Origin of the sequence: Pseudomonas sp. NPDC088368 (genome assembly GCF_044753445.1) — a bacterium.
GTDB lineage: Bacteria > Pseudomonadota > Gammaproteobacteria > Pseudomonadales > Pseudomonadaceae > Aquipseudomonas > Aquipseudomonas bambusae.
Map to the genome: position 1 here is coordinate 137,123 of NZ_JBIVNG010000007.1, position 19,011 is coordinate 156,133.

12 protein-coding genes are annotated in these 19,011 nt (G+C 60.9%); 11 read left to right on the forward strand and 1 reads right to left on the reverse strand.

From position 1 onward, the window contains the following. Positions 1-65 precede the first annotated feature (65 nt). The 7 genes from waaF (at position 66) to ACIQAL_RS16850 (ending at position 7,323) form a co-directional block, all read left to right on the forward strand. A complete protein-coding gene (waaF, locus tag ACIQAL_RS16820; protein ID WP_401147379.1) occupies positions 66-1,100 on the forward strand; it encodes a lipopolysaccharide heptosyltransferase II in 1,035 nt (344 codons plus the stop codon). A gap of 1 nt (position 1,101) precedes the next feature. Then, positions 1,102-2,166 carry a lipopolysaccharide heptosyltransferase I gene (gene waaC, locus ACIQAL_RS16825; RefSeq protein ID WP_401147382.1) on the forward strand — a complete coding sequence of 355 codons (1,065 nt, stop codon included), beginning with the start codon at positions 1,102-1,104 and terminating at the stop codon, positions 2,164-2,166. Continuing rightward, on the forward strand, positions 2,166-3,290 hold the full coding sequence (locus tag ACIQAL_RS16830; protein WP_401147385.1) for a glycosyltransferase family 4 protein: 1,125 nt from the start codon (positions 2,166-2,168) through the stop codon (positions 3,288-3,290). The genes waaC and ACIQAL_RS16830 overlap by 1 nt, the downstream gene beginning before the upstream one ends. After that, positions 3,287-4,093 carry a lipopolysaccharide core heptose(I) kinase RfaP gene (gene rfaP / locus ACIQAL_RS16835; protein ID WP_401147388.1) on the forward strand — a complete coding sequence of 269 codons (807 nt, stop codon included), beginning with the start codon at positions 3,287-3,289 and terminating at the stop codon, positions 4,091-4,093. The genes ACIQAL_RS16830 and rfaP overlap by 4 nt, the downstream gene beginning before the upstream one ends. Next, positions 4,093-4,827, forward strand: a complete 735-nt coding sequence (locus ACIQAL_RS16840) for a lipopolysaccharide kinase InaA family protein (protein ID WP_166596059.1) — start codon at positions 4,093-4,095, stop codon at positions 4,825-4,827. The genes rfaP and ACIQAL_RS16840 overlap by 1 nt, the downstream gene beginning before the upstream one ends. After that, positions 4,824-5,576: a lipopolysaccharide kinase InaA family protein gene (locus ACIQAL_RS16845; RefSeq protein WP_401147391.1), complete on the forward strand. Its 753-nt coding sequence runs from the start codon at positions 4,824-4,826 to the stop codon at positions 5,574-5,576. Before ACIQAL_RS16840 ends, ACIQAL_RS16845 begins: the two co-directional genes overlap by 4 nt. A gap of 307 nt (positions 5,577-5,883) precedes the next feature. Next, complete coding sequence (locus ACIQAL_RS16850; RefSeq protein ID WP_401147394.1) at positions 5,884-7,323, forward strand: lipopolysaccharide kinase InaA family protein; 1,440 nt, start codon at positions 5,884-5,886, stop codon at positions 7,321-7,323. Positions 7,324-7,415: 92 nt separating this feature from the next. Here ACIQAL_RS16850 and ACIQAL_RS16855 read toward each other — a convergent pair whose 3' ends face one another. Next, positions 7,416-13,496, reverse strand: coding sequence for a dermonecrotic toxin domain-containing protein (locus ACIQAL_RS16855; RefSeq protein WP_401147397.1), 6,081 nt, complete (start codon positions 13,494-13,496; stop codon positions 7,416-7,418). 336 nt (positions 13,497-13,832) lie between these two features. Between ACIQAL_RS16855 and ACIQAL_RS16860 the strand changes: the two genes are divergently transcribed. Genes ACIQAL_RS16860 through ACIQAL_RS16875 form a run of 4 tightly spaced genes read left to right on the forward strand, consistent with a single transcriptional unit; the run spans position 13,833 to position 19,006 of the window. Then, positions 13,833-15,590 carry a carbamoyltransferase gene (locus tag ACIQAL_RS16860; RefSeq protein WP_166596055.1) on the forward strand — a complete coding sequence of 586 codons (1,758 nt, stop codon included), beginning with the start codon at positions 13,833-13,835 and terminating at the stop codon, positions 15,588-15,590. Then, a complete protein-coding gene (locus tag ACIQAL_RS16865; RefSeq protein WP_401147400.1) occupies positions 15,574-16,704 on the forward strand; it encodes a glycosyltransferase in 1,131 nt (376 codons plus the stop codon). The genes ACIQAL_RS16860 and ACIQAL_RS16865 overlap by 17 nt, the downstream gene beginning before the upstream one ends. Beyond that, complete coding sequence (locus ACIQAL_RS16870; protein ID WP_401147403.1) at positions 16,704-17,600, forward strand: antimicrobial resistance protein Mig-14; 897 nt, start codon at positions 16,704-16,706, stop codon at positions 17,598-17,600. The genes ACIQAL_RS16865 and ACIQAL_RS16870 overlap by 1 nt, the downstream gene beginning before the upstream one ends. Next, positions 17,597-19,006, forward strand: a complete 1,410-nt coding sequence (locus tag ACIQAL_RS16875) for a PIG-L deacetylase family protein (protein WP_401147405.1) — start codon at positions 17,597-17,599, stop codon at positions 19,004-19,006. Before ACIQAL_RS16870 ends, ACIQAL_RS16875 begins: the two co-directional genes overlap by 4 nt. Positions 19,007-19,011: the final 5 nt, after the last annotated feature.

The following is a 19,011-nucleotide window of genomic DNA, read 5'->3' on the forward strand; positions in this document are numbered from 1 at the left end:
TGTGTGGAAGCGTCACGCAGTCTGATGGGCCTCCCTGCTCGTTTCTGGTCGTTTTTGGATTGAGCATGAGAATTCTGATCGTAGGGCCCAGCTGGGTCGGTGACATGGTGATGGCGCAAACGCTGTTCCAGTGCCTGAAACAGCGTCACCCACAGTGCGAAATCGATGTGCTGGCCCCCGAGTGGAGTCGGCCGATCCTTGAGCGCATGCCCGAAGTGCGCACGGCCTTGAGCTTCCCGCTCGGCCACGGCGCGCTGGAACTGGCGACCCGTCGTCGCATCGGCAAGTCCCTGAAAAGCCAGTACGACCAAGCGATTCTGCTGCCTAACTCGCTGAAATCGGCGCTGGTGCCGTTCTTCGCGGGTATCCCGAAACGCACTGGCTGGCGTGGCGAATTCCGCTACGGCCTGCTCAACGACGTGCGCGTGCTGGACAAGCAGAAATACCCGCTGATGATCGAGCGCTTCATGGCCCTGGCTTACGACAAGGACGCGGAAATCCCGCGTCCGTATCCGAAACCGAGCCTGCAAATCGAAGCCGTCAGCCGCGACGCCGCGCTCGCCAAGTTCGGTTTGGCGCTTGATCGTCCCGTGCTGGCGCTGTGCCCCGGTGCGGAGTTCGGCGAATCCAAACGCTGGCCGTCCGAGCACTACGCCAAAGTCGCCGAGACCAAGATTCGCGAGGGCTGGCAGGTCTGGCTGTTCGGCTCCAAGAATGATCATGCGGTGGGCGAAAGCATCCGCGAACGACTGATTCCCGGCCTGCGCGAAGAGTCCGCCAACCTCAGCGGCGGCACGTCCTTGGCCGAGGCCATCGATTTGCTGTCCTGCGCCGATGCGGTCGTCTCCAACGACTCCGGCCTGATGCACGTCGCAGCTGCGCTGAATCGCCCGTTGGTGGCGGTGTACGGCTCGACCTCGCCGGGCTTCACGCCACCGCTGGCCGATCAGGTCGAGATCGTGCAACTGGGCATCGAGTGCAGCCCGTGTTTCGAACGCACCTGCCGTTTCGGGCACTACAACTGCTTGCGCCTGCTGGAGCCGGATGCGGTCATCACGTCGCTCAGCCACTTGGGTGGCACGCCGGTCGAGGTCGCCTGACTTGCGGGTACTGCTGATCAAGACCTCGTCGCTGGGTGACGTCATTCATACCCTGCCTGCGCTGACCGATGCGGCCAAGGCCATCCCCGGCATCCAGTTCGACTGGGTGGTGGAAGAAGGCTTCGCGGAAATTCCGACCTGGCACCCGGCAGTGTCCGGCGTTATACCGGTGGCGATCCGCCGCTGGCGCAAGAACCTGTGGCAGACCTTCAAGAACGGCCAATGGCGCCAGTTCAAACAGCGTCTGCGCGACACCCGTTACGATCTGGTGATCGATGCGCAGGGGCTGCTGAAAAGCGCCTTTCTGACTCGCTACGTCAAGGCGCCGATTGTCGGTCTGGACAGGCTCTCCGCACGCGAGCCCTTGGCCGCGCGTTTCTACGACAGGGCCTATCCGGTTGCTCGCGGGCAGCATGCCGTCGAGCGTTTGCGGCAACTGTTCGCTCAAGCGCTGGGCTATGAAATCCCGGCGGGTCTTGGGGATTACGGGCTGGATCGCAGTCGTTTGCTAAGCAGCGAAAGCGGCGAGCCATTCGTGTTGTTTCTGCATGGCACGACCTGGGACACCAAGCATTGGCCCGAGCTGTACTGGCGCCAGTTGGCCGAGCGCATGATCGGTCAGGGTCTGGAAGTGCACCTGCCGTGGGGCAACCCTGCCGAGAAAGCGCGCGCTGAGCGTATCGCCGAGGGACTTGATAAAGCCGTTGTGCTGCCCAAATTGAATCTGGCAGGCGTCGCCAAAGTGCTGGCCGGCGCGCAAGGCTGCGTCGCTGTGGACACAGGGCTCGGGCATCTGGCAGCGGCGCTGGATGTGCCGACGCTGTCGCTGTTCGGCCCGACCAACCCCGGCCTGACCGGCGCCTACGGCAAGTCGCAGGTTCACCTCGCAGGCGATTACCCGGCCTGCGCGCCGTGCCTGCAAAAGAAATGCACCTATCGACCGACCCCTGAAGATCAGCGTCAGGTCGATACCGAACGCGAGTGGCCGATGTGCTTCACTCGCCTGAATCCCGAGCGAGTAGCGGGCCAGTTGGGCTCGCTGTTGCTGGCAAAGGAACATCCGTGATGCAACTGGCATTCGTGCTCTATAAATACTTTCCCTTCGGCGGCTTGCAGCGTGATTTCATGCGCATCGCCCTGGAGTGTCAGCAGCGCGGGCATACGATCCGCGTCTACACGCTGATCTGGGAAGGTAACGTGCCGGCCGGCTTCGAAGTGCTGGTGGCGCCGGTCAAGGCGATCTTCAATCATCGCCGCAATGAAAAACTCACCGACTGGATGAACGCCGACCTTGCCAAGCGCCCGGTGGACCGTCTGATCGGCTTCAACAAAATGCCCGGTCTGGACGTGTATTACGCCGCCGACGGCTGTTATGAAGACAAGGCGCAGAACCTGCGTCACGGCCTGTACAAATATTGGGGCCGTTATCGCCACTTCGCCGAATACGAGCGCTCGGTGTTCGCCAAAGACGCGAAAACCGAAGTGCTGATGATTTCCGAAGTGCAGCAGCCGCTGTTCATCAAGCACTACGACACGCCGCTCAAGCGCTTCCATTTGCTGCCGCCGGGGATTTCCCAAGACCGTCGCGCACCGGCCAATGCCGCTGAGATTCGGGCCGAATTCCGACGCGAGTTCAAGCTGGGCGATGACGACTTGCTGCTGGTGCAGATCGGCTCCGGCTTCAAGACCAAGGGCGTGGATCGCAGTCTGAAAGCCCTCGCGGCGTTGCCGTCTGCGTTGCGCAAACGCACGCGCCTGTTCGTCATCGGTCAGGACGACCCCAAAGTCTTCCAGTTGCAGAGCACGACGTTGGGCCTGAGCGACAACGTGACCTTCATGAAAGGCCGCAGCGACATCCCGCGCTTCCTGCTGGGCGCCGACCTGTTGATTCACCCGGCGTACAACGAGAACACCGGCACGGTGCTGCTCGAAGCGTTGGTCGCGGGCCTGCCGGTGCTGGTCAGCGCGGTATGTGGCTACGCCCATTACATCGCCGAAGCCGACAGCGGCCTGGTCCTCGATGAGCCGTTCGAGCAGAGTCAGCTCAATCAATACCTGAGCCGCATGCTTGAAGACGATGCCGCGCGCTCGTCTTGGGGCAAGAACGGGTTGGCATTCGCCGACACGGCTGATCTTTACAGCATGCCGCAACACGCTGCGGATGTGATTCTGGCGGAGCACCACGGATGAAATTGATCCTTGCTGAACCCTTCAAGACCCTCTGGGCCGGGCGCGACGCGTTCGAGGCCGTCGAGGCGTTGCAAGGTCAGGTGTACCGCGAGCTGGAAAATCGTCGCACGCTGCGCACCGAAGTCGATGGCCGCGGCTATTTCGTCAAGATTCATCGCGGCATTGGCTGGGGTGAAGTGGCGAAGAATCTGCTGACCGCCAAACTGCCGGTACTGGGCGCGGGCAAGGAATTCGATGCGATCAACCGCCTCACGGAAGTCGGCGTCCCGACCATGACCTCCGTGGCCTACGGCGAGCGCGGCAGCAACCCGGCCGCGCAGCATTCGTTCATCGTCACCGAAGAGCTGGCGCCGACCGAAAGCATGGAAGACGTCAGCATCAACTGGGTGAAACAGCCGCCCGAGCCGCGCATGAAGTGGGCGTATATTGCTGAAGTCGCGCGGCTGGTAGGCATGATGCACCGCGCTGGGGTCAACCATCGCGACTGCTACCTGTGCCACTTCCTGCTGCACACCGATACGCCGGTCACCCCGGAAAGCTTCAAGCTGTCGGTGATCGACCTGCACCGCGCGCAGACCCGGGATCAGATCACTCAACGCTGGCGCAACAAGGACCTGGCCGCGCTGTATTTCTCGGCGCTGGACATCGGCCTGACCCGTCGCGACAAAATGCGTTTCCTCAAGGGCTATTTCCAGCAGCCGCTGCGCCAGATTCTGGCTGAAGAGTCGGCGCTGCTGGTGTGGCTGGAGGCCAAGGCCGAGAAGCTCTATCAGCGCAAATTGCGGTACGGGGATGCGCTCTGATGGCGGGGTGGAACCTTGAACCGGAATACGCCGAGCTGGCCGCTGACTTTGGATCGCTGGACGCCGTGTTTGCCTTGCAAGGAGAGCGGCTGACTCGCGATCCGCTGTCAGAAGTGATTCGCGTGGAGCGTGGTGGCGTGAATTACTACGTCAAACGTTACGTTGCGGCGGGCAAAGGGCTGCGCCGTTATCTGGGGCGGCCTCGCGTGAAGTCCGAGTGGCAGAACCTCAAGCGTTTCGCCAAGTGGGGGATTCCGACAGCCGAGGTGATCGCCTGGGGCCTTGAGCGCCGGGGTGCCGCGTATGATCGCGGCGCGCTGATTACCCGCGAACTGCCGCGCACCGAGGATTTGTCGGAGCTGGCGCGGGTCCACGACGAGCGTCTGGACAACCGTTCCTGGGTGGACCGAATCAGCCAGCAGGTCGCACGCTACACCCGGACCATGCACGATCATCGTTTTACCCATAACGATCTGAAGTGGCGCAACCTGTTGGTGGACGACCGCTCGACCGTGTTTCTGATCGATTGCCCGAACGGCGCATTCTGGGTCAGTTTCATGCTGCGCTATCGGATCACCAAGGACTTGGCGTGTCTGGACAAGGTGGCCAAATATCACCTGTCCGCGACCCAGCGCCTGCGTTTCTATCTGCAATACCGTGGGCGCGAGCGCCTGAACGCATCGGACAAGAAGCGCATTCGACACATCGTCAGCTTTTTCGAGGGGCGGGAATGAGTGCTTTCATCGCTGATGCCGACCGTGGCTTGCTGGAACGGCATGGTCTGGCCGATTTCGATTCGCTGTGGGACGTGCAGCTCGACGCCGTGGACGAACCCAACACCGGGCGCGGCGGCTGGAGCAGCGTGTTTCGTCTGGAGCTCGAAGGCTCAGGTTATTACCTCAAGCGCCAGAGCAATTACCTGACCCACACGCTGCATCACCCGTTTGGCGAGCCGTCGTTCTCCCGCGAGTTTCGCAACATCAGCCTGTATCAGAAGCTCGGCATTCCGGCGCTGCATGCGGTGTTTTATGGCGAGAAAAAGGTCGATGGCGAGCGTCGGGCCATTCTGATGACTCGGGCGCTGGATGGCTGGAGCGATCTGGACACGTTGTTGAGCGAGTGGGACGCGCTGGCCGCGACTCAGCGCCTGGCGATTCTGCAAGCCTGCGGTCAACTGGCGCGCACGTTGCACAAGGCTGGTCAGGTGCATGGCTGTTTTTACCCCAAGCACATTTTCATGAAAGCCAAAGGCAGCGCCTATCAGGCGCAGTTGATCGACCTTGAGAAGACCCGCAAGTCAATCTTCGGCCAACGGGATCGAGTCAAGGACATCGAGCCTTTGCTGCGGCGCGCACCGATGTGGAACGAAGCCGAAATCCGCGAACTGCTCGCCGCCTACTTACAGGCGCCGGGTGACAGTGGGCTGGTGGATTCCTGGTGGCAGCGGTTGGCCAAACGCGGCAGTCATAAGCGCAGTAAGTGATTCAACGACTCGCCGTGATTGGCTTTTGATTCTGGCCGATGGGGTTTGCTTTGCAGGTGGCCAGTTACGCGCACAGGGTTTTGTTTTTGATTCTGGCCGCAGGCCGTGGGAGCTGGCTTGCCTGCGATCTGCCGGGTACCGGCAGTAATCCGGTAAACGCGGTACTTCAGGTATACCAAACTGTCCGGTTTTACTGCTGCTTCGCAGCAGATCGCAGGCAAGCCAGCTCCCACGCCCTTCAGGCAGAAGCCGGAGAGCGTGATCTTGAGGGCTGCGTTTCATTCATGTTTGATTTATGAGGGCGCCGATGCGTTTGTCTGAACTGAAAAACGCCGGTCGTACCCCGACGCTGCCGATGAGCATTGCGTTGGCGGATGCGGCAGGGCCTGCCGAGTTGCAGCTGTTGAGCCTGCTCCGTGTGCTGCCGGGTCAACGTTACGTGGGCGCGGGCATATGGCGTGGGCGTCCGGTGCTCGCTAAATTGCTGGTGGGCAGCAAGGCGTCTCGGCATTTTCAGCGTGAGCGCGCCGGGGTGCAGCTCCTTGCCGAGCAAGGCTTGACCACGCCATTGCTGCTGGCCGAAGGGCTGAACGAAGGCGAAGGCGGCTGGCTCCTTTTCGAATTCCTCGATCAGGCCGAAAGCCTCGGCGAAGCCTGGAAAGCCGTCGAGCACCTGCCGCCGCTGGCCGACGAGCAAACCGCCGTGCTGAGCGAAGCCCTCGCCGCCGTTGGCCAGATGCACGCCAAGGGGCTGTGGCAAGAAGACCTGCACCTCGACAACTTGTTGCGACAGAACGGCCAGCTGTACCTGATCGACGGCGCCGGAATTCGGGCCGAAGAAGCGGGCAAGCCGCTGTCCCGCCCAAAAGTCCTGGAAAACCTCGGCGTGTTTTTCGCTCAGTTGCCCAAGTCGTTGGCCCCGTTCACCGAAGAGCTGCTGGTCTATTACCTCCTGAGCAACGGGGAACACGCGCTGCCGGTCGAAGCGCTGCAGAAACAGATCGACAAAGTCAGCGCCTGGCGACTGCGGGATTACCTGATCAAGATCGGGCGAGAGTGCAGCCTGTTCAGCGTGTCGGACGGCCCATTTGGTCTGCGGGCGATTCGTCGTGAGGAAGAAGCGGCGATGCTGCCGGTGCTGGACAAGGCCGACACTCTGATCGACAGCGGCCACCTCTACAAGACCGGCGGTGCCGCCAGCGTGGCGAAAACCGAGGTCGAGGGGCGGCCATTGGTGATCAAGCGCTACAACATCAAGAACTTCGCCCACTGGCTCAAACGCTTTTGGCGCCCGAGCCGTGCATGGCATTCATGGCGCGAGGGCAATCGCCTGATGTTCCTCGGCATCGCCACGCCCAAGCCGCTGGCCCTGCTGGAACAGCGTTTTTTCTGGTTGCGACGCAAAGCGTATTTGGTGACTGAGTACCTGCCAGGACCGGACATCATCGAGCGTTTCGCGCCTTACGTAGCATCAGGCGACGCGCCTGAAAACGAATTGCAGGCGCTGGACGCGCTGTTCGAGCAACTGATTCGCGAGCGCATCAGCCATGGCGACCTCAAAGGGCACAACGTGTTCTGGCATCAGGACCGCTGGGCGCTGATCGACCTCGACGCGATGTGTCAGCACGGCTCGCAAAACGCGTTCGCCGCCGCTTTCGCCAAGGACCGCGCGCGCTTCATGCGCAACTGGCCCGCCGATAGCGCGCTGCACCAAATGCTGGAACAGCGCCTGCCAAAAGCGGTGTGATGTAGCATGGCACGCCTCCTCTAATGATCCGGCTTGTCGGCGGCAGCGATTTCAAAAGCGCCACCGCTGGTAAGCCTTGGTGCTACAGCGTCTCATCCCACCCGCGTCAGGTTGATGTCCTCCAACGCCCAAATCAGCGCGTCGATGTCGTCATAGGGCTGGAGATGAACGGCTGGCCACATTGGGCGATCCACAAACACGTGACCGGCCGCATTGATCTGCACGGTGGTGCGATGAATTTCGCTGTTCCTGGTCTTGTGTACGATCACGTACACCTCGTCCAGCTCCTGCTCAACGACGAACATGCCGGGCCTTGCCAGACGCTGCTCCAGGGACAGCGGTTGTGGCGCCAGCACGCGGGTCGGACTGACCTGATCGATCCTTCCCGGCACTTCCATTTCGAGCTTGAAGTCACCTTTCACGAACGCGTTTTCGTGGGTCATTGATGCCCGTGCGCTCTCTCCGGTATCCCGAGTGATGCCATGGGAAGCGCCTGGCGCCACGTCGTCCACGCGTACACCGATACCCCCTTCCAGCTCCGCCAGGCCCGGCACTTGCTGGAAACGGTTGGAGTGGCTATTGCCGACAAGCGCGACCCACTTGTGACGCCCGACCACCGCTTGATGCCGACGAATCGTCCGGGACGCGAAGTAATTCATCATTTCCTGGCGGGTCGTGCGGGTCTCGCGGATGCCCTTGAGGTGATAGCTCGCGGCGCAATCGATGGCGCGGACTTCAATGCCATGTTCCCTGGCCTTGATCACCACTCTCTCGAAGTTATAAGCCTTGGCCGGGTCCGTCAGTTGGCCCCTGTCCAGACGCTGGAGGCTCTGCAGCAGCTCATTGCTCATCTGACCCGTTTCATGAAAACGGTCCAGATGCAGCTGATGAAGGTCGGTCAGCAGATGCTCCATGTAGAGCGTTTTCACTTGTTGCTCCGCCAGCAACGGCAGGTTGTCGATGAGGAATTTCTTGCTGCCCACGGACGCGTGAAATTCGCCCACGACCATCCCATCGGTGTGTTCGTACAGGTTCTGAATAAACTGTGGGGCGTCGAGCGGCGGCTCGACCGAAGGCATCGTAGGACGAGGTGGCAGATCGGCGGCGAAAATGTTGCGGGCGTCGTGGCGCAGTTTAGTTCGCAGGTCGAAAAACACGTCCTGCACGGCATTCAGGCGTTCATTGAAGAAAAAATACTCACTGTTCAGCCCCTTGTGCTCCTGATACGCCAACTCGTACAAAGTGGGTTGCGACTCGAACGGCATGTCGTAACGAGCGTCAGCGAGTGAGCGTTGAAGCGCTGTCGGCGGAGTGTCCGCCAACCATTGGCCCGGCTCGACGCGCTGCCAACCGGTTGCGTCGCTCCAGTGATAGCCGGGGTTTGCCGTTGAGGCGGACGTACCTGCGGGCTGTGGCACGACGTGATGTGTTGTCGCGCTCACGGAGGCAGACGCTGATTCGGTGAGGCTCGACTGGGCGAACTCAATCTTGAAATCGCTTGGCGTGACGTTCGTTTCGGTGTTGACCAGCGTTGCATCCTGGCTGATTTCCGTGGCCCGGCCCGCAGGTACATCCTCGATGTGCACGCTGATAGCCCCGTGCAATTCGGCCATGCCGGGGACTTGCTCATGGGTTGTGGCGAGCTTTTGGTCCACCAATGCCACCCAGCGCCGGGTCGGTTCGGCCGTCACGTCGCCGCTGATGACATGATGACTGAAGAATTTGCTCATTTTTTGAGCAGCGCTATTGTCACCCGCAGCACTGGCTACCGGGTAGGCATTGACTGGGTAGCTCACTGAGGAACTCAGGGGCCGCACCTCGATGCCGTAACGGTGTGCTTCTTTGATGAGGTGGTAGTAGTCGAACTCGCGGCTGAGATTATCCAGCGCCTTGTTGTTGAGGTACTTCAGATGAGCCTTGATCTCATGGGAGCCTGCGCGAATGCGGCTGCCTTTGGCCAGGTATTTCGACAGCTTACGCAGGTGCTTGTCGGTAAAGAGGTGTTCGATGTACAGCACTTCGACGCGCTGCTCTGCGAGGGTTTTCATGTTCGAGATGAGCAGGCGCTTGCTGGCGATGGATTTCGACGCCTCCCCAAACACCAGGCCGTTGCTGCGGGTGAACGCGCTCTCCAGAAACCCGCTGATCGTCGTCGAAGTGTCGACAGCGGAGAGTGCCGGACGCGCCGGAAGGGCGACAGGCGCTGCAAAAAAGGCGTGAGCGTCGTGGTAGAGCTGTTCGCGTAGATCGGCGTACGTCTGACGCATTTGCCCGTAATAGGCGTTGAAAAAATCCCCCAGGCCCATCGCGATCGGGTCCATGGTCGTGCCGGTCAGAATCTCTTCCATGTGCGGTTGCAGGTTGGCAGGGAGTTCCCACCTGTGCAGCCCTGCGTCTGTGGCACCCACGTGTACGTCTTCCCGTAACGGAGTGAATGTGCCGGGTGTGTCGCTGCCGCCGCGCAGGCCCGAGCGCGGAATGCGTTGCCACTGCCCTTGCTCGTTCAAACGCACGGGCTGGCGGCCAAAGAATGCGAATGGGTTCTGCGGATCGACGATGTGCCAGCAATGCAGGCTGGCGTCGTAGTGCACCTGATACACCTCGCCACTCATCTCGATGTAATGCTTGCCCTGGCCGAGGCTCACGCCGTTGGCATGGCCTTCGGTGACGCGGGGCAGACCCTGCAGGGAAACGCCTGTGACACGGTGGTCATTCAGTGTATTCGAGGGCAATGGCGCGACAGGCTTATCCAGTGGCTGCCAGACGCCGCTGTCGTTTCTGGCGGCGTAACGTCCGGTGGGAAACGCTTCGTCCAGGTCGAGGCCGAGGTTGTCATACACCTGCGCGTGCCCCTTGGCGTTGGGTTTGCCCAAAAGGAAGTCTTCGTCCTCGAATTTCACAGGGCGCAGTCCCTTTTGTGTGGGCGAGGTTTTCTTCAACGCAGCAGGACGCGCCCCCTGTTTCGAGCGTTCGGCCAGTTTGCGTGCGACGCCGCCAAATCCTTTCAGGCCCTGTTTCAAATCGCCGTATGCGCCCAGCACGTTCAGCCCTGCCGCGAGAAACAGCCCTGAAGCGGCCTCCGGTTCATGCCCTGCCAGCGCCTGAACCGCCTTGCTCGCATCGCGTAACGCGAGGGCCACACCCACCGCAAAACTCAGTGGTGGAAAGGGCGCCGTCACCACTGTGGCGATGATATCCACGCTGTTCCAGATCACCTGACTCAGCATGTCATGGCGATTGGTGGACGTTTCCTCGGCGTCGCGCAGTTTACGTTCGATCTTTCGGTTGAAGCAGACCTGCGCGAAGTCGGCGATAGGCTCGGCAGGCAGCACCGGTCGTTTATTGCCGTTGCCTGTTTTCATGTCATTCAGGAAAAACGACAGCACGCGGCGAGCGTTGATGCGACAGCGGTCCTTGTAGTAATCGATCATCCCCGGCGCACCAAGGGAATCAACGAACGCACTAAACGCCCTGAACTCCAGACCGTCCGGGGCATTCGGCGTGTACAGCAGCGCCGCCAGTCTGACTGCCGTCGGCATCAGCGCGTAGCAGCCTTGTACGGTTTCAACGTGGATCAGGTTCGTGTCGGTGACGACCAACTGACTGATACCGCCCATGTGCAGCGCGATGAAAGGCTTGTCGATGTGGATCTGCAATGGATAGACGGGGTGGCGAGCGCGAACCTCGGGCGTCGCGTCGTTCAGATGGCGGATGCTCTCTTGCAGCCACTCATACTGCGTTTCGTCGATGTGTCCCTTCAGCAGGCTGCGCAGGGCGGCGGCCTGCATGTTCAGGCGGGTGATCAGCGCGCTGGTCTGGCGCCGGTACAGGTAGCCTTCGGACTGCGGATCAAGCAGCGTGCGTTTCACCAGATCGCTATAAGCGTCGGCGAGCCATTTTCCCCGAACCGACCCGGCGACGGAGGCGGGCGTCAACGGGCTGAGGTCGATGCCCTGCGGACCGCTGAACGTGGCCGTCGTGTCGGCCGTGGGTTTAAACACGCCAAAACTGTCGTCGTAGCCGTTTCGCATCAGTGCGGTGTAGCTCAGGGTTTCACGCTCGGTCTTCACGATGACTTGATCAGGATCGATCGTTCCCGCTGGCACCTTCAGTAACTGGCAAATCTTCTCGCTGGCGCGCTGATGAACATAGTCTTCGAAATCCTGAACCCGTGTGTGCGGTTGCGCGGCATAGTTCATGACAGCCCCGTTGGCCGCGTCTTCCAGCGCCAGCAGGTGCTGACGCTGTTCACTGCTGGCGCGAATGTACCAGTCCGGGGTGTGAGCCTCGTTCTGCGAGCGCACCACCTTCACGTTTTGGATGACGAGGGTTTGCAGCGCGCTGTCGTAGTTTTCCTGAGTGATAAGGCGCAAAAAGTCGGCGCGGGGAAACGGCTTCTCACGCAGTGCGTCGAGGGTTGAATTGAGCGCGGGACGATCAGCCACATTCAGTTGGTCGATGAGGTAGCGGGTCATTTCCGGGCTGGCGGTCCAGGCCACCAGTTCGTGGAGCATTTGGGTCTCGCTGTTGAAACTCTGGAACAGCTGAGGGCGAGGGGCGTCCGAAGTGAACATGATCAGCCGTTGCAGTTCGCCTGCGGCGTTTTCCTTTCGGAACACCAAGGTGCGGCTCAGCGTGGCCTGGTTATCGATCCTGATGTGCTGAATGCGTAACACGTTGTCGGTGGCGTTGAGCACGCCCTGAGTCACTGCGGTCACCACGTTGAAGTCGTCAAGCGAGAGGTGCCCCTGCATTTTGGCGACATACGCGGATTCGGCGATTTGCAGGTCGAGCAGTTCACGCATCAGTTTCTGGCTGGCCGGCTTTCCATAGGTTTCGCGCTGGTACTCGGCAAAACTCAGGCGCAGTTTCAGTTCATCAATTACGCGGGCGACATACGCCGGAGTCAGCGAGGCATGGCTGGCTCCGACGGGACAGCCATCGATATTCACGGTGGTCTGAGTCAGAAACTCCGAACCCTCGTTGAGGTCATCGGGATGCAAGCCATAGAGCGCCATCTGCGACAGGGTGCGAGTGACGGTGTAGACCTCTTTCGTGACGGGCAGGGTGCGTCGGGTGCTGAGGGAAATTGCGTCGGGCGCCAGATCGTGGCCAAGATCATTGGCCAGCCGAGCGCGCAGGTTCACGGCGGCGTATTGACTCGCCGAAGCCGCGCCATTCAGGCTGCTCGCCAATGCGTCATGGCCTTCTTCGTAGCGCTTCAGGCGCTGGCGGTATTCCTCCAGATCTTCGCGAGAGGCCAGTTTGATCCAGTCGGGCAACGCTGTTCGCGCTTTGCGCTCGGCCAAGATCAGCTCACGTCGCTCCAGCATTGCCTTGGGTCCGAACAGCCCGGACAGGTTCATGGCGCCTTCGATCTGGTTGGCGTGCAGTTCCAGGTTAGCGTTCCGGCCATCGCCGCACACGTAAAGCACGTCAGCGCGCTGTTTCTCTATCATCCTCTGGACCGCGTGACGATAAGGGTTTCCCGTCACGATCCGCAGGTGCACGTCGTTTGGGCTGAAGCGTTCCAGATGCAGGTCCGGATCGTCCGTGACAGCAAACACGGCGTCCTGGTGACGTCGCTCAGCGTTGATAAGCACCCCCCAGCGCAGCGTGTCGTCGTTGAGCCATTCGGTCACCGTTTCGAGCATGGATCGCTGCGTTGCAAATTCCGACAGACCGCTGCCCGGTAGCGTCAGCAGGGTTCGACCTGATGTGAGGCTCATGACCAGCGCGCCATGGATTTCCACGCCTGTTTGCGCGTCGAGGGCGACATAAAGTGCGCAGACGACAGGCTGAGTACCGGTGTCGGCGGAGGCAGGGAGACATTCGATGGCATTGGGCCGGACTTCGTTTTCGTGAGCTTTGAGCGCGGCTTCATCCTGTAATGCTTGCTCGAATGACGCGGTGAACAGCCTGCGCCGCCCTTGGCCCAGGGCACTTACGGTCTGCCAGTACGTGTTCAGCGTTTCCAGTAGTACGTCGGTTTCTTGCTCGATGGCGGTTTGCTCGCCGGTTTTCAGGGCGTCGAGCAGCGCGGCGTGTGGAGAGGGAAGCTGCAACAGCTCAGTCGTCAGCGTTTCGCAGGATTCGCTCAGACGCTTGAGCGCACTGGCAGCGGCAGGGTGGGTGAACGCGGGAGAGGACCGCGTGGGGGAAAATGTCTGCATGATGTCGGGTTCCTGATTCGCCCTGTCCGGCAGGGCATCCATGGCGCGGGCAGGCCGCGTGATTCAGGGAATCAATCACGAGTCGATCAGGAAATGGCGGTAGATATGTAGTGCACGGCATCAAGCCGGGTTTTCGATAATGGCCCCTGATGCTGGGTAATACTGAGCCAAGTCAGCGTCGTCGCGTGTCCTGAAGCGGTTTTGTTCGGCCCGCGCCATATCGCAGTTCATTACGCTATAATCCCGCCCTTTAGCTGCCCGCCGCACCCGCGCCAGGCGCACCTTATTTGTCAGGCGCACGACGCCTGCTTGCAGACTTTAAGAGGCTAGACCCTAGTGGCATTGACGATCCTTGGCCTGTCCGGCGCCCTTAGCCATGATCCTTCCGCAGCCCTTTACATCGACGGCAAGCTGATTGCAGCCGCCGAAGAAGAGCGCTTCGTTCGCGACAAGCATGCAAAGAACCGCATGCCGTACGAGTCTGCGAAGTTCTGTCTTGAGCAGGCTGGCATCAAACCGTCTGATGTCGATGTGGTGGCCATCCCGTTTGCCCCGATCAGCCTGTTCGGCGAAGCGCGTTGGCACTACGCCAAGCGTTACTGGTACGCCCCGGACCGCGCGCTCGACGCCATCCTGATGGGCAACCGTCGCTACAAGCGCTATCGCAACAAGATCGTCTGGTGCCTTGAGCAACTGGGTTTCGATCCGAAAAAAGTCAAGATCGAGCCGGTCGAGCACCACTTGGCCCACGCCTCCAGCGCCTATCACTGTTCCGGTTTCAAAGAGAAAACCGCCATCCTGGGCATCGACGGCAAGGGCGAGTACGCCACGACCTTTTTCGGTTATGGCGAGAACGGCAAGATTCACAAGATCAAAGAATTCTACGACCCGGACTCCCTCGGTGGCCTGTACGGTGCGATCACTGAGTTCCTCGGCTTCGAAATGCTCGACGGCGAGTTCAAGGTCATGGGCATGGCGCCATACGGCGATGCGTCCAAATACGACTTCTCGCGTCTGGCGAGCTTCGAAAACGGCGAACTGGTGATCAACACCGAATACGCCAACGTCATCGGCCTGCGCCGTTATAAAGAGAAAGGCAAAGGCTTCTATTTCTCGCCGAAGCTGATCGAATGGCTGGGTCCCAAGCGCGAAGGCGACATCGCTGACGAGCCGTACATCCACTACGCGGCCAGCATGCAGGCGCTGTTCGAGAAGCTGGCGCTGCAAATGATGGATCACTACCTGGGCGACATTCTCAAGGAAACCGGCAAGATTGCCTTCGCCGGTGGCTGTGCGCTGAACGTGAAGCTGAACCAGAAGATCATTGCCCGTCCGGAAGTGAAAGAGCTGTTCGTTCAGCCCGCGTCCGGTGACGCCGGTACAGCGGTTGGTGCAGCGGCGTATGTGTCTCACGCCCGTGGCGTGCCGGTCGAGAAGATGGAACACGTCTACCTCGGCCCTTCGTACAGCAACGAAGACGTGATCGCCGCTTGTGCCCGTCACCCGAGCGCGCCTGCGTGGCGCAAGCTCGACAACATGCCGGAGCAGATCGCCAAAATCATGGTCGACGGCAACCCTGTCGCCTGGTTCCAGGGCCGCATGGAGTTCGGTCCACGTGCGTTGGGCGGTCGTTCGATCATCGGTTGCCCGAGCGTGGCCGGTGTGGCCGACCGCATCAACCACCAGATCAAGTTCCGCGAGCGCTGGAGGCCTTTCTGCCCATCGATGCTCGACACCGTGGCGCCGCAGATGATCAAGATCGATCACCCCGCGCCGTTCATGACCTTCACCTTCGAAGTCGCCGAAGAGTGGAAGACCCGCGTGCCGGAAGTCGTTCACGAAGACGGTACGTCCCGTGCCCAGGTCCTGAAGCGCGAATACAATCCGCGTTACTACGACATGATGAAGGCGCTGGAAAACCTGACCGGCAACGGTGTGTCGCTGAACACCTCGCTCAACCGTCGCGGCGAACCGATGATCTGCTCGCCGACCGATGCGCTGAACATGTTCTTCGGCTCGGACCTGCAGTACCTGATCATGGAAGACATCCTGGTGGTCAAAGACGGCGCGGACGCTTATGACACGCTCGGCTGAGCGCCATGTGTTGCAGTTCTGCCACGGCTATGACGGGCCGTTCCTCGACTGTGCCCGTCAATACGCCAGCCTGTTCGCGGGCAAGGGATACCGGGTCACCACGGTATTCCTGACGGGCGCTGCCGACCCTGATGTCGCAGCGGGCTGCTCGTCGGATGAAGTCCTGTTCATGGAATACAGCTCCAAGGCCATTCGTGGCCTGAAGCTGGGGGCCATCCGCGACTTGCGCAAAATCGCCGCTTCCCGGAATTTCGCGTTTTGCATCGCCCATCGTTTCAAGCCGATCTACATCGCCCTGCTGGCCACCCGTTTGCCGGTGATCGGCGTGCATCACGCCTTTGGTGACTATGAGCGTCGCAGCCGAAAACTGTTCGCTCACCTGTTTCGCATGCGTTTGAGCCTGCTCGGTGTCTCCGATGCCGTTCGGGACGACATGCGCAAGTGTCTGCCAAAGTGGCCGACCGGACGTATTCAAACGCTTTATAACCGCATTGACATCGATCAACTCGCCGCCAGCCAAGTGTCACGTGAAGAGGCTCGCGAAGCGTTGGGCTTGCCGCAAGGCTCGTGGGTCGTGGGAAACGTCGGTCGTCTTCACCCTGACAAGGATCAGGCCACGCTGCTGCGCGGTTTTGCGCAGGCACTTCCCAACCTGCCCGCCGACAGCCAACTGGTGATTTTGGGCAAGGGGCGTCTTGAGCAGGACCTGAAAGAGCTGGCGATGGAGCTGGGCATTGGTCGGCAGGTCATGCTGCTGGGCCAGGTGCCTCATGCCAGCCGCTATTTCAAGGCGTTCGATGCGTTCGCTCTCAGTTCCGATCACGAACCCTTCGGCATGGTCTTGCTGGAGGCCATGGTCGCGGGCGTGCCGGTGATTGCCACGGCAGCGGGCGGTGCCAGGGAAGTGGTCGAAAGCGTGGGTATTCTCTTCCCGTTGGGCGACGCCGAGCACCTGGCCCAAGGCCTGATGCACCTGTCGCGACTGGATGCCGAACAGCGAAATGCCTGTGCCGAGATGATGCTGGATCGTTTGCGTGAACGGTTCTCAGACGACGCCGTTCGCAACGTCTTCTGGCGTTTGCCGCAAGTCACCGACCTGACTGCGGAGTCCTGATGCTCAATCGTTTTCAAGCCTGGCGAGAACGTGGCTGGACACCCATCGACGCGGCTGCGTATCAGGGCGCCTGGGAGCGATTTGGCGGCAGTGTCGCCACGCATCCTCTGGTGGTTGAGCGATTGGCAGGATTGGCCGACATCCCGGTGCGTTATCTGGGCTGGTCGCAAGGCGGTGAGTTGAAGGCCGCGATCCCGACGTGGGGGCGTTCGCTGGCGCTGTCCAAGGACGTGCTGAAAAACCGCGGCAAAAAAGGCCTGTTCGATCTGGGCAATGCTGAGCTGATTCTGCCCGCCGCTGCCAATACCCAAGCCCCGTTGCGTCATCGCGGCCGTTATCTCTCGGAGCTGAATCAGGGGCGTTTTGCCGAACTCCTGCCGCAGACCGAGTGTTTGGCGATGGCCCGCACACCCGAAGATCTCTCCAAGAAGTTTCGCTACAACCAGCGCCGCGAGCTGCGTCTGCTGGAAGAGGCGGGCGGCGTGGTGCGTCCGATCACCGACTTCAACAGCGCCGACATTGCCCGCATGTACTGCGATCTGTTTCAGCGCCGGTGGGGGTTCGCTGCCACGGGCGCCGAGCGCATGGCCGAGGTGGTTGAGCTGCTGCGCGATCTGCTGATCGGCTCGGTGATCTTTCTAAACGACGCGCCCATCGCCATTCAACTGATCTACCGCGTCGAAGCGCCGGAGTGGATCAGCATCGAATACGTCAACGGCGGCGTTGACCCCGAAACCCGCGATTTCAGTCCTGGCAGCGTGTTGAGCTTTCTCAACACACAGAGCGCCTGGGAAGACGCACGGGCGCGGGGCAAGGCCTTGCGTTTCTCGTTTGGTCGCGCCGATCGTGAGTACAAGGATCGTTGGTGTAACCCTGTCCCGGTATTTCAACGTTGAGCCGCAAACAGGCATTGCTCAAGCGCCACCGCCGCAACAAGCGTGTGGCGCTGCTGGTGGCATTGGTGATTCTGGTGCTGTTAGGTGTACTCGTCGCCTGGTGGCTGCCGCTGGTGTTGGCGGTACTGGGTTGGGTCGCTCATGAGGCCTGGTTTTCCGATCATCTGTTCTACGCGCCGAGCGACGACTATCAGTATCGGCTGCCCGCGCAGAACGAGGTGGCAGGGGTCAGCGTGCAGGGTGATCGGTTGTTGGTCGATCAACTGCCCCCGCTGAGCGGCGATGAAACCCTGATTCTGGCGTTGCGCATCAAGAGCTCATGGCTGGGGCGCTTCTTCGACCCATCGGTTGAGTTGATCGGCGGCGATCTGCACGACAGTCAGGCTTTCGAGCGGGGTGTGAAGGGGCTTCGCTACTTGAACCTCACCGGGCTCGGCGCGGCGCTGACCGCCAACGAGCTGAGTATTCGCGGGCGCCGTTGCAGCATTCAGGGCGAGCCCCGGTTGTGGTCGTTTGCCCACCCCGACGCCCGCCGCCAGCGTGTGATGGTCATTGCGCCCCATGCCGATGACGCCGAGTTGGCGGCATTTGGTCTGTACAGCCAGGCTGACGAAAGCTGGATCGTCACCCTCACCGCGGGTGAAATCGAAGCCGAACACTATCAGCAGATGGGCATGGCTCCGGCCGAAGCCGCGCGAATCAAAGGCCGGCTGCGTGCCTGGGACAGCATCACCGTCCCGCGCTGGGCTGGAGTTCCCGAATCCCGCTGCGTTCAGCTGGGCTACTTCTGCCTTCAATTGCCTGCGATGCAGGCGGCCCCCGATCAGCCGATCGCCTCCCGGGAAGCGGATCTGAGCGATACCCGACTGTTCAGGCAGTTCAATACTCTGACGTTGCCGGGCGATGCCGATGGCGCACCGACGTGGAATAACCTGATTGCCGATCTGCGTGCGCTGCTGTTGGAGGCGAAGCCAGAAGTGTTGGTCATGCCTCACGCCACCATCGACCCGCATCCAGACCACATCTGTTCGCAGGCGGCGGTGCTGGAAGCGTTGCAAGGACTGACCTGGCAACCGAGCGTGATACTCGGCTACGCGAATCATCTTCATGACAATGATCGTTGGCCGATGGGCGATGTCTATAGCGGGGTCGCCTTGCCGCCGGTGTTCGATCCCGCGCAGGAACTGGTCCCTTACAGTATCGAGCTGGATACCGAACGGCAGCGAGACAAGGCCATGGCCTTGGGTATGATGCATGACCTGCAGCCGCCGGCGCCGCTCAAACGTCGCATTCGGCGCTGGTTGCAGAAAAAGCTGGCCGGTCGCCACTGGCCGGCGGAAGGTGAGAACGAATTTTTCAGAAAGGCCGTGCGCCGACACGAACTGTTCTGGCGCAAGGAAATCTGATTGCC

Bases quoted from the DNA above. Each gene is read 5' to 3' on its own strand.
- waaF (WP_401147379.1), top strand. From the start codon at position 66: ATGAGAATTCTGATCGTAGGGCCCAGCTGGGTCGGTGACATGGTGATG.
- ACIQAL_RS16830 (WP_401147385.1), top strand. From the start codon at position 2,166: ATGCAACTGGCATTCGTGCTCTATAAATACTTTCCCTTCGGCGGCTTG.
- rfaP (WP_401147388.1), top strand. From the start codon at position 3,287: ATGAAATTGATCCTTGCTGAACCCTTCAAGACCCTCTGGGCCGGGCGC.
- ACIQAL_RS16840 (WP_166596059.1), top strand. From the start codon at position 4,093: ATGGCGGGGTGGAACCTTGAACCGGAATACGCCGAGCTGGCCGCTGAC.
- ACIQAL_RS16845 (WP_401147391.1), top strand. From the start codon at position 4,824: ATGAGTGCTTTCATCGCTGATGCCGACCGTGGCTTGCTGGAACGGCAT.
- ACIQAL_RS16850 (WP_401147394.1), top strand. From the start codon at position 5,884: ATGCGTTTGTCTGAACTGAAAAACGCCGGTCGTACCCCGACGCTGCCG.
- ACIQAL_RS16855 (WP_401147397.1), bottom strand. From the start codon at position 13,496: ATGCAGACATTTTCCCCCACGCGGTCCTCTCCCGCGTTCACCCACCCT.
- ACIQAL_RS16865 (WP_401147400.1), top strand. From the start codon at position 15,574: ATGACACGCTCGGCTGAGCGCCATGTGTTGCAGTTCTGCCACGGCTAT.
- ACIQAL_RS16870 (WP_401147403.1), top strand. From the start codon at position 16,704: ATGCTCAATCGTTTTCAAGCCTGGCGAGAACGTGGCTGGACACCCATC.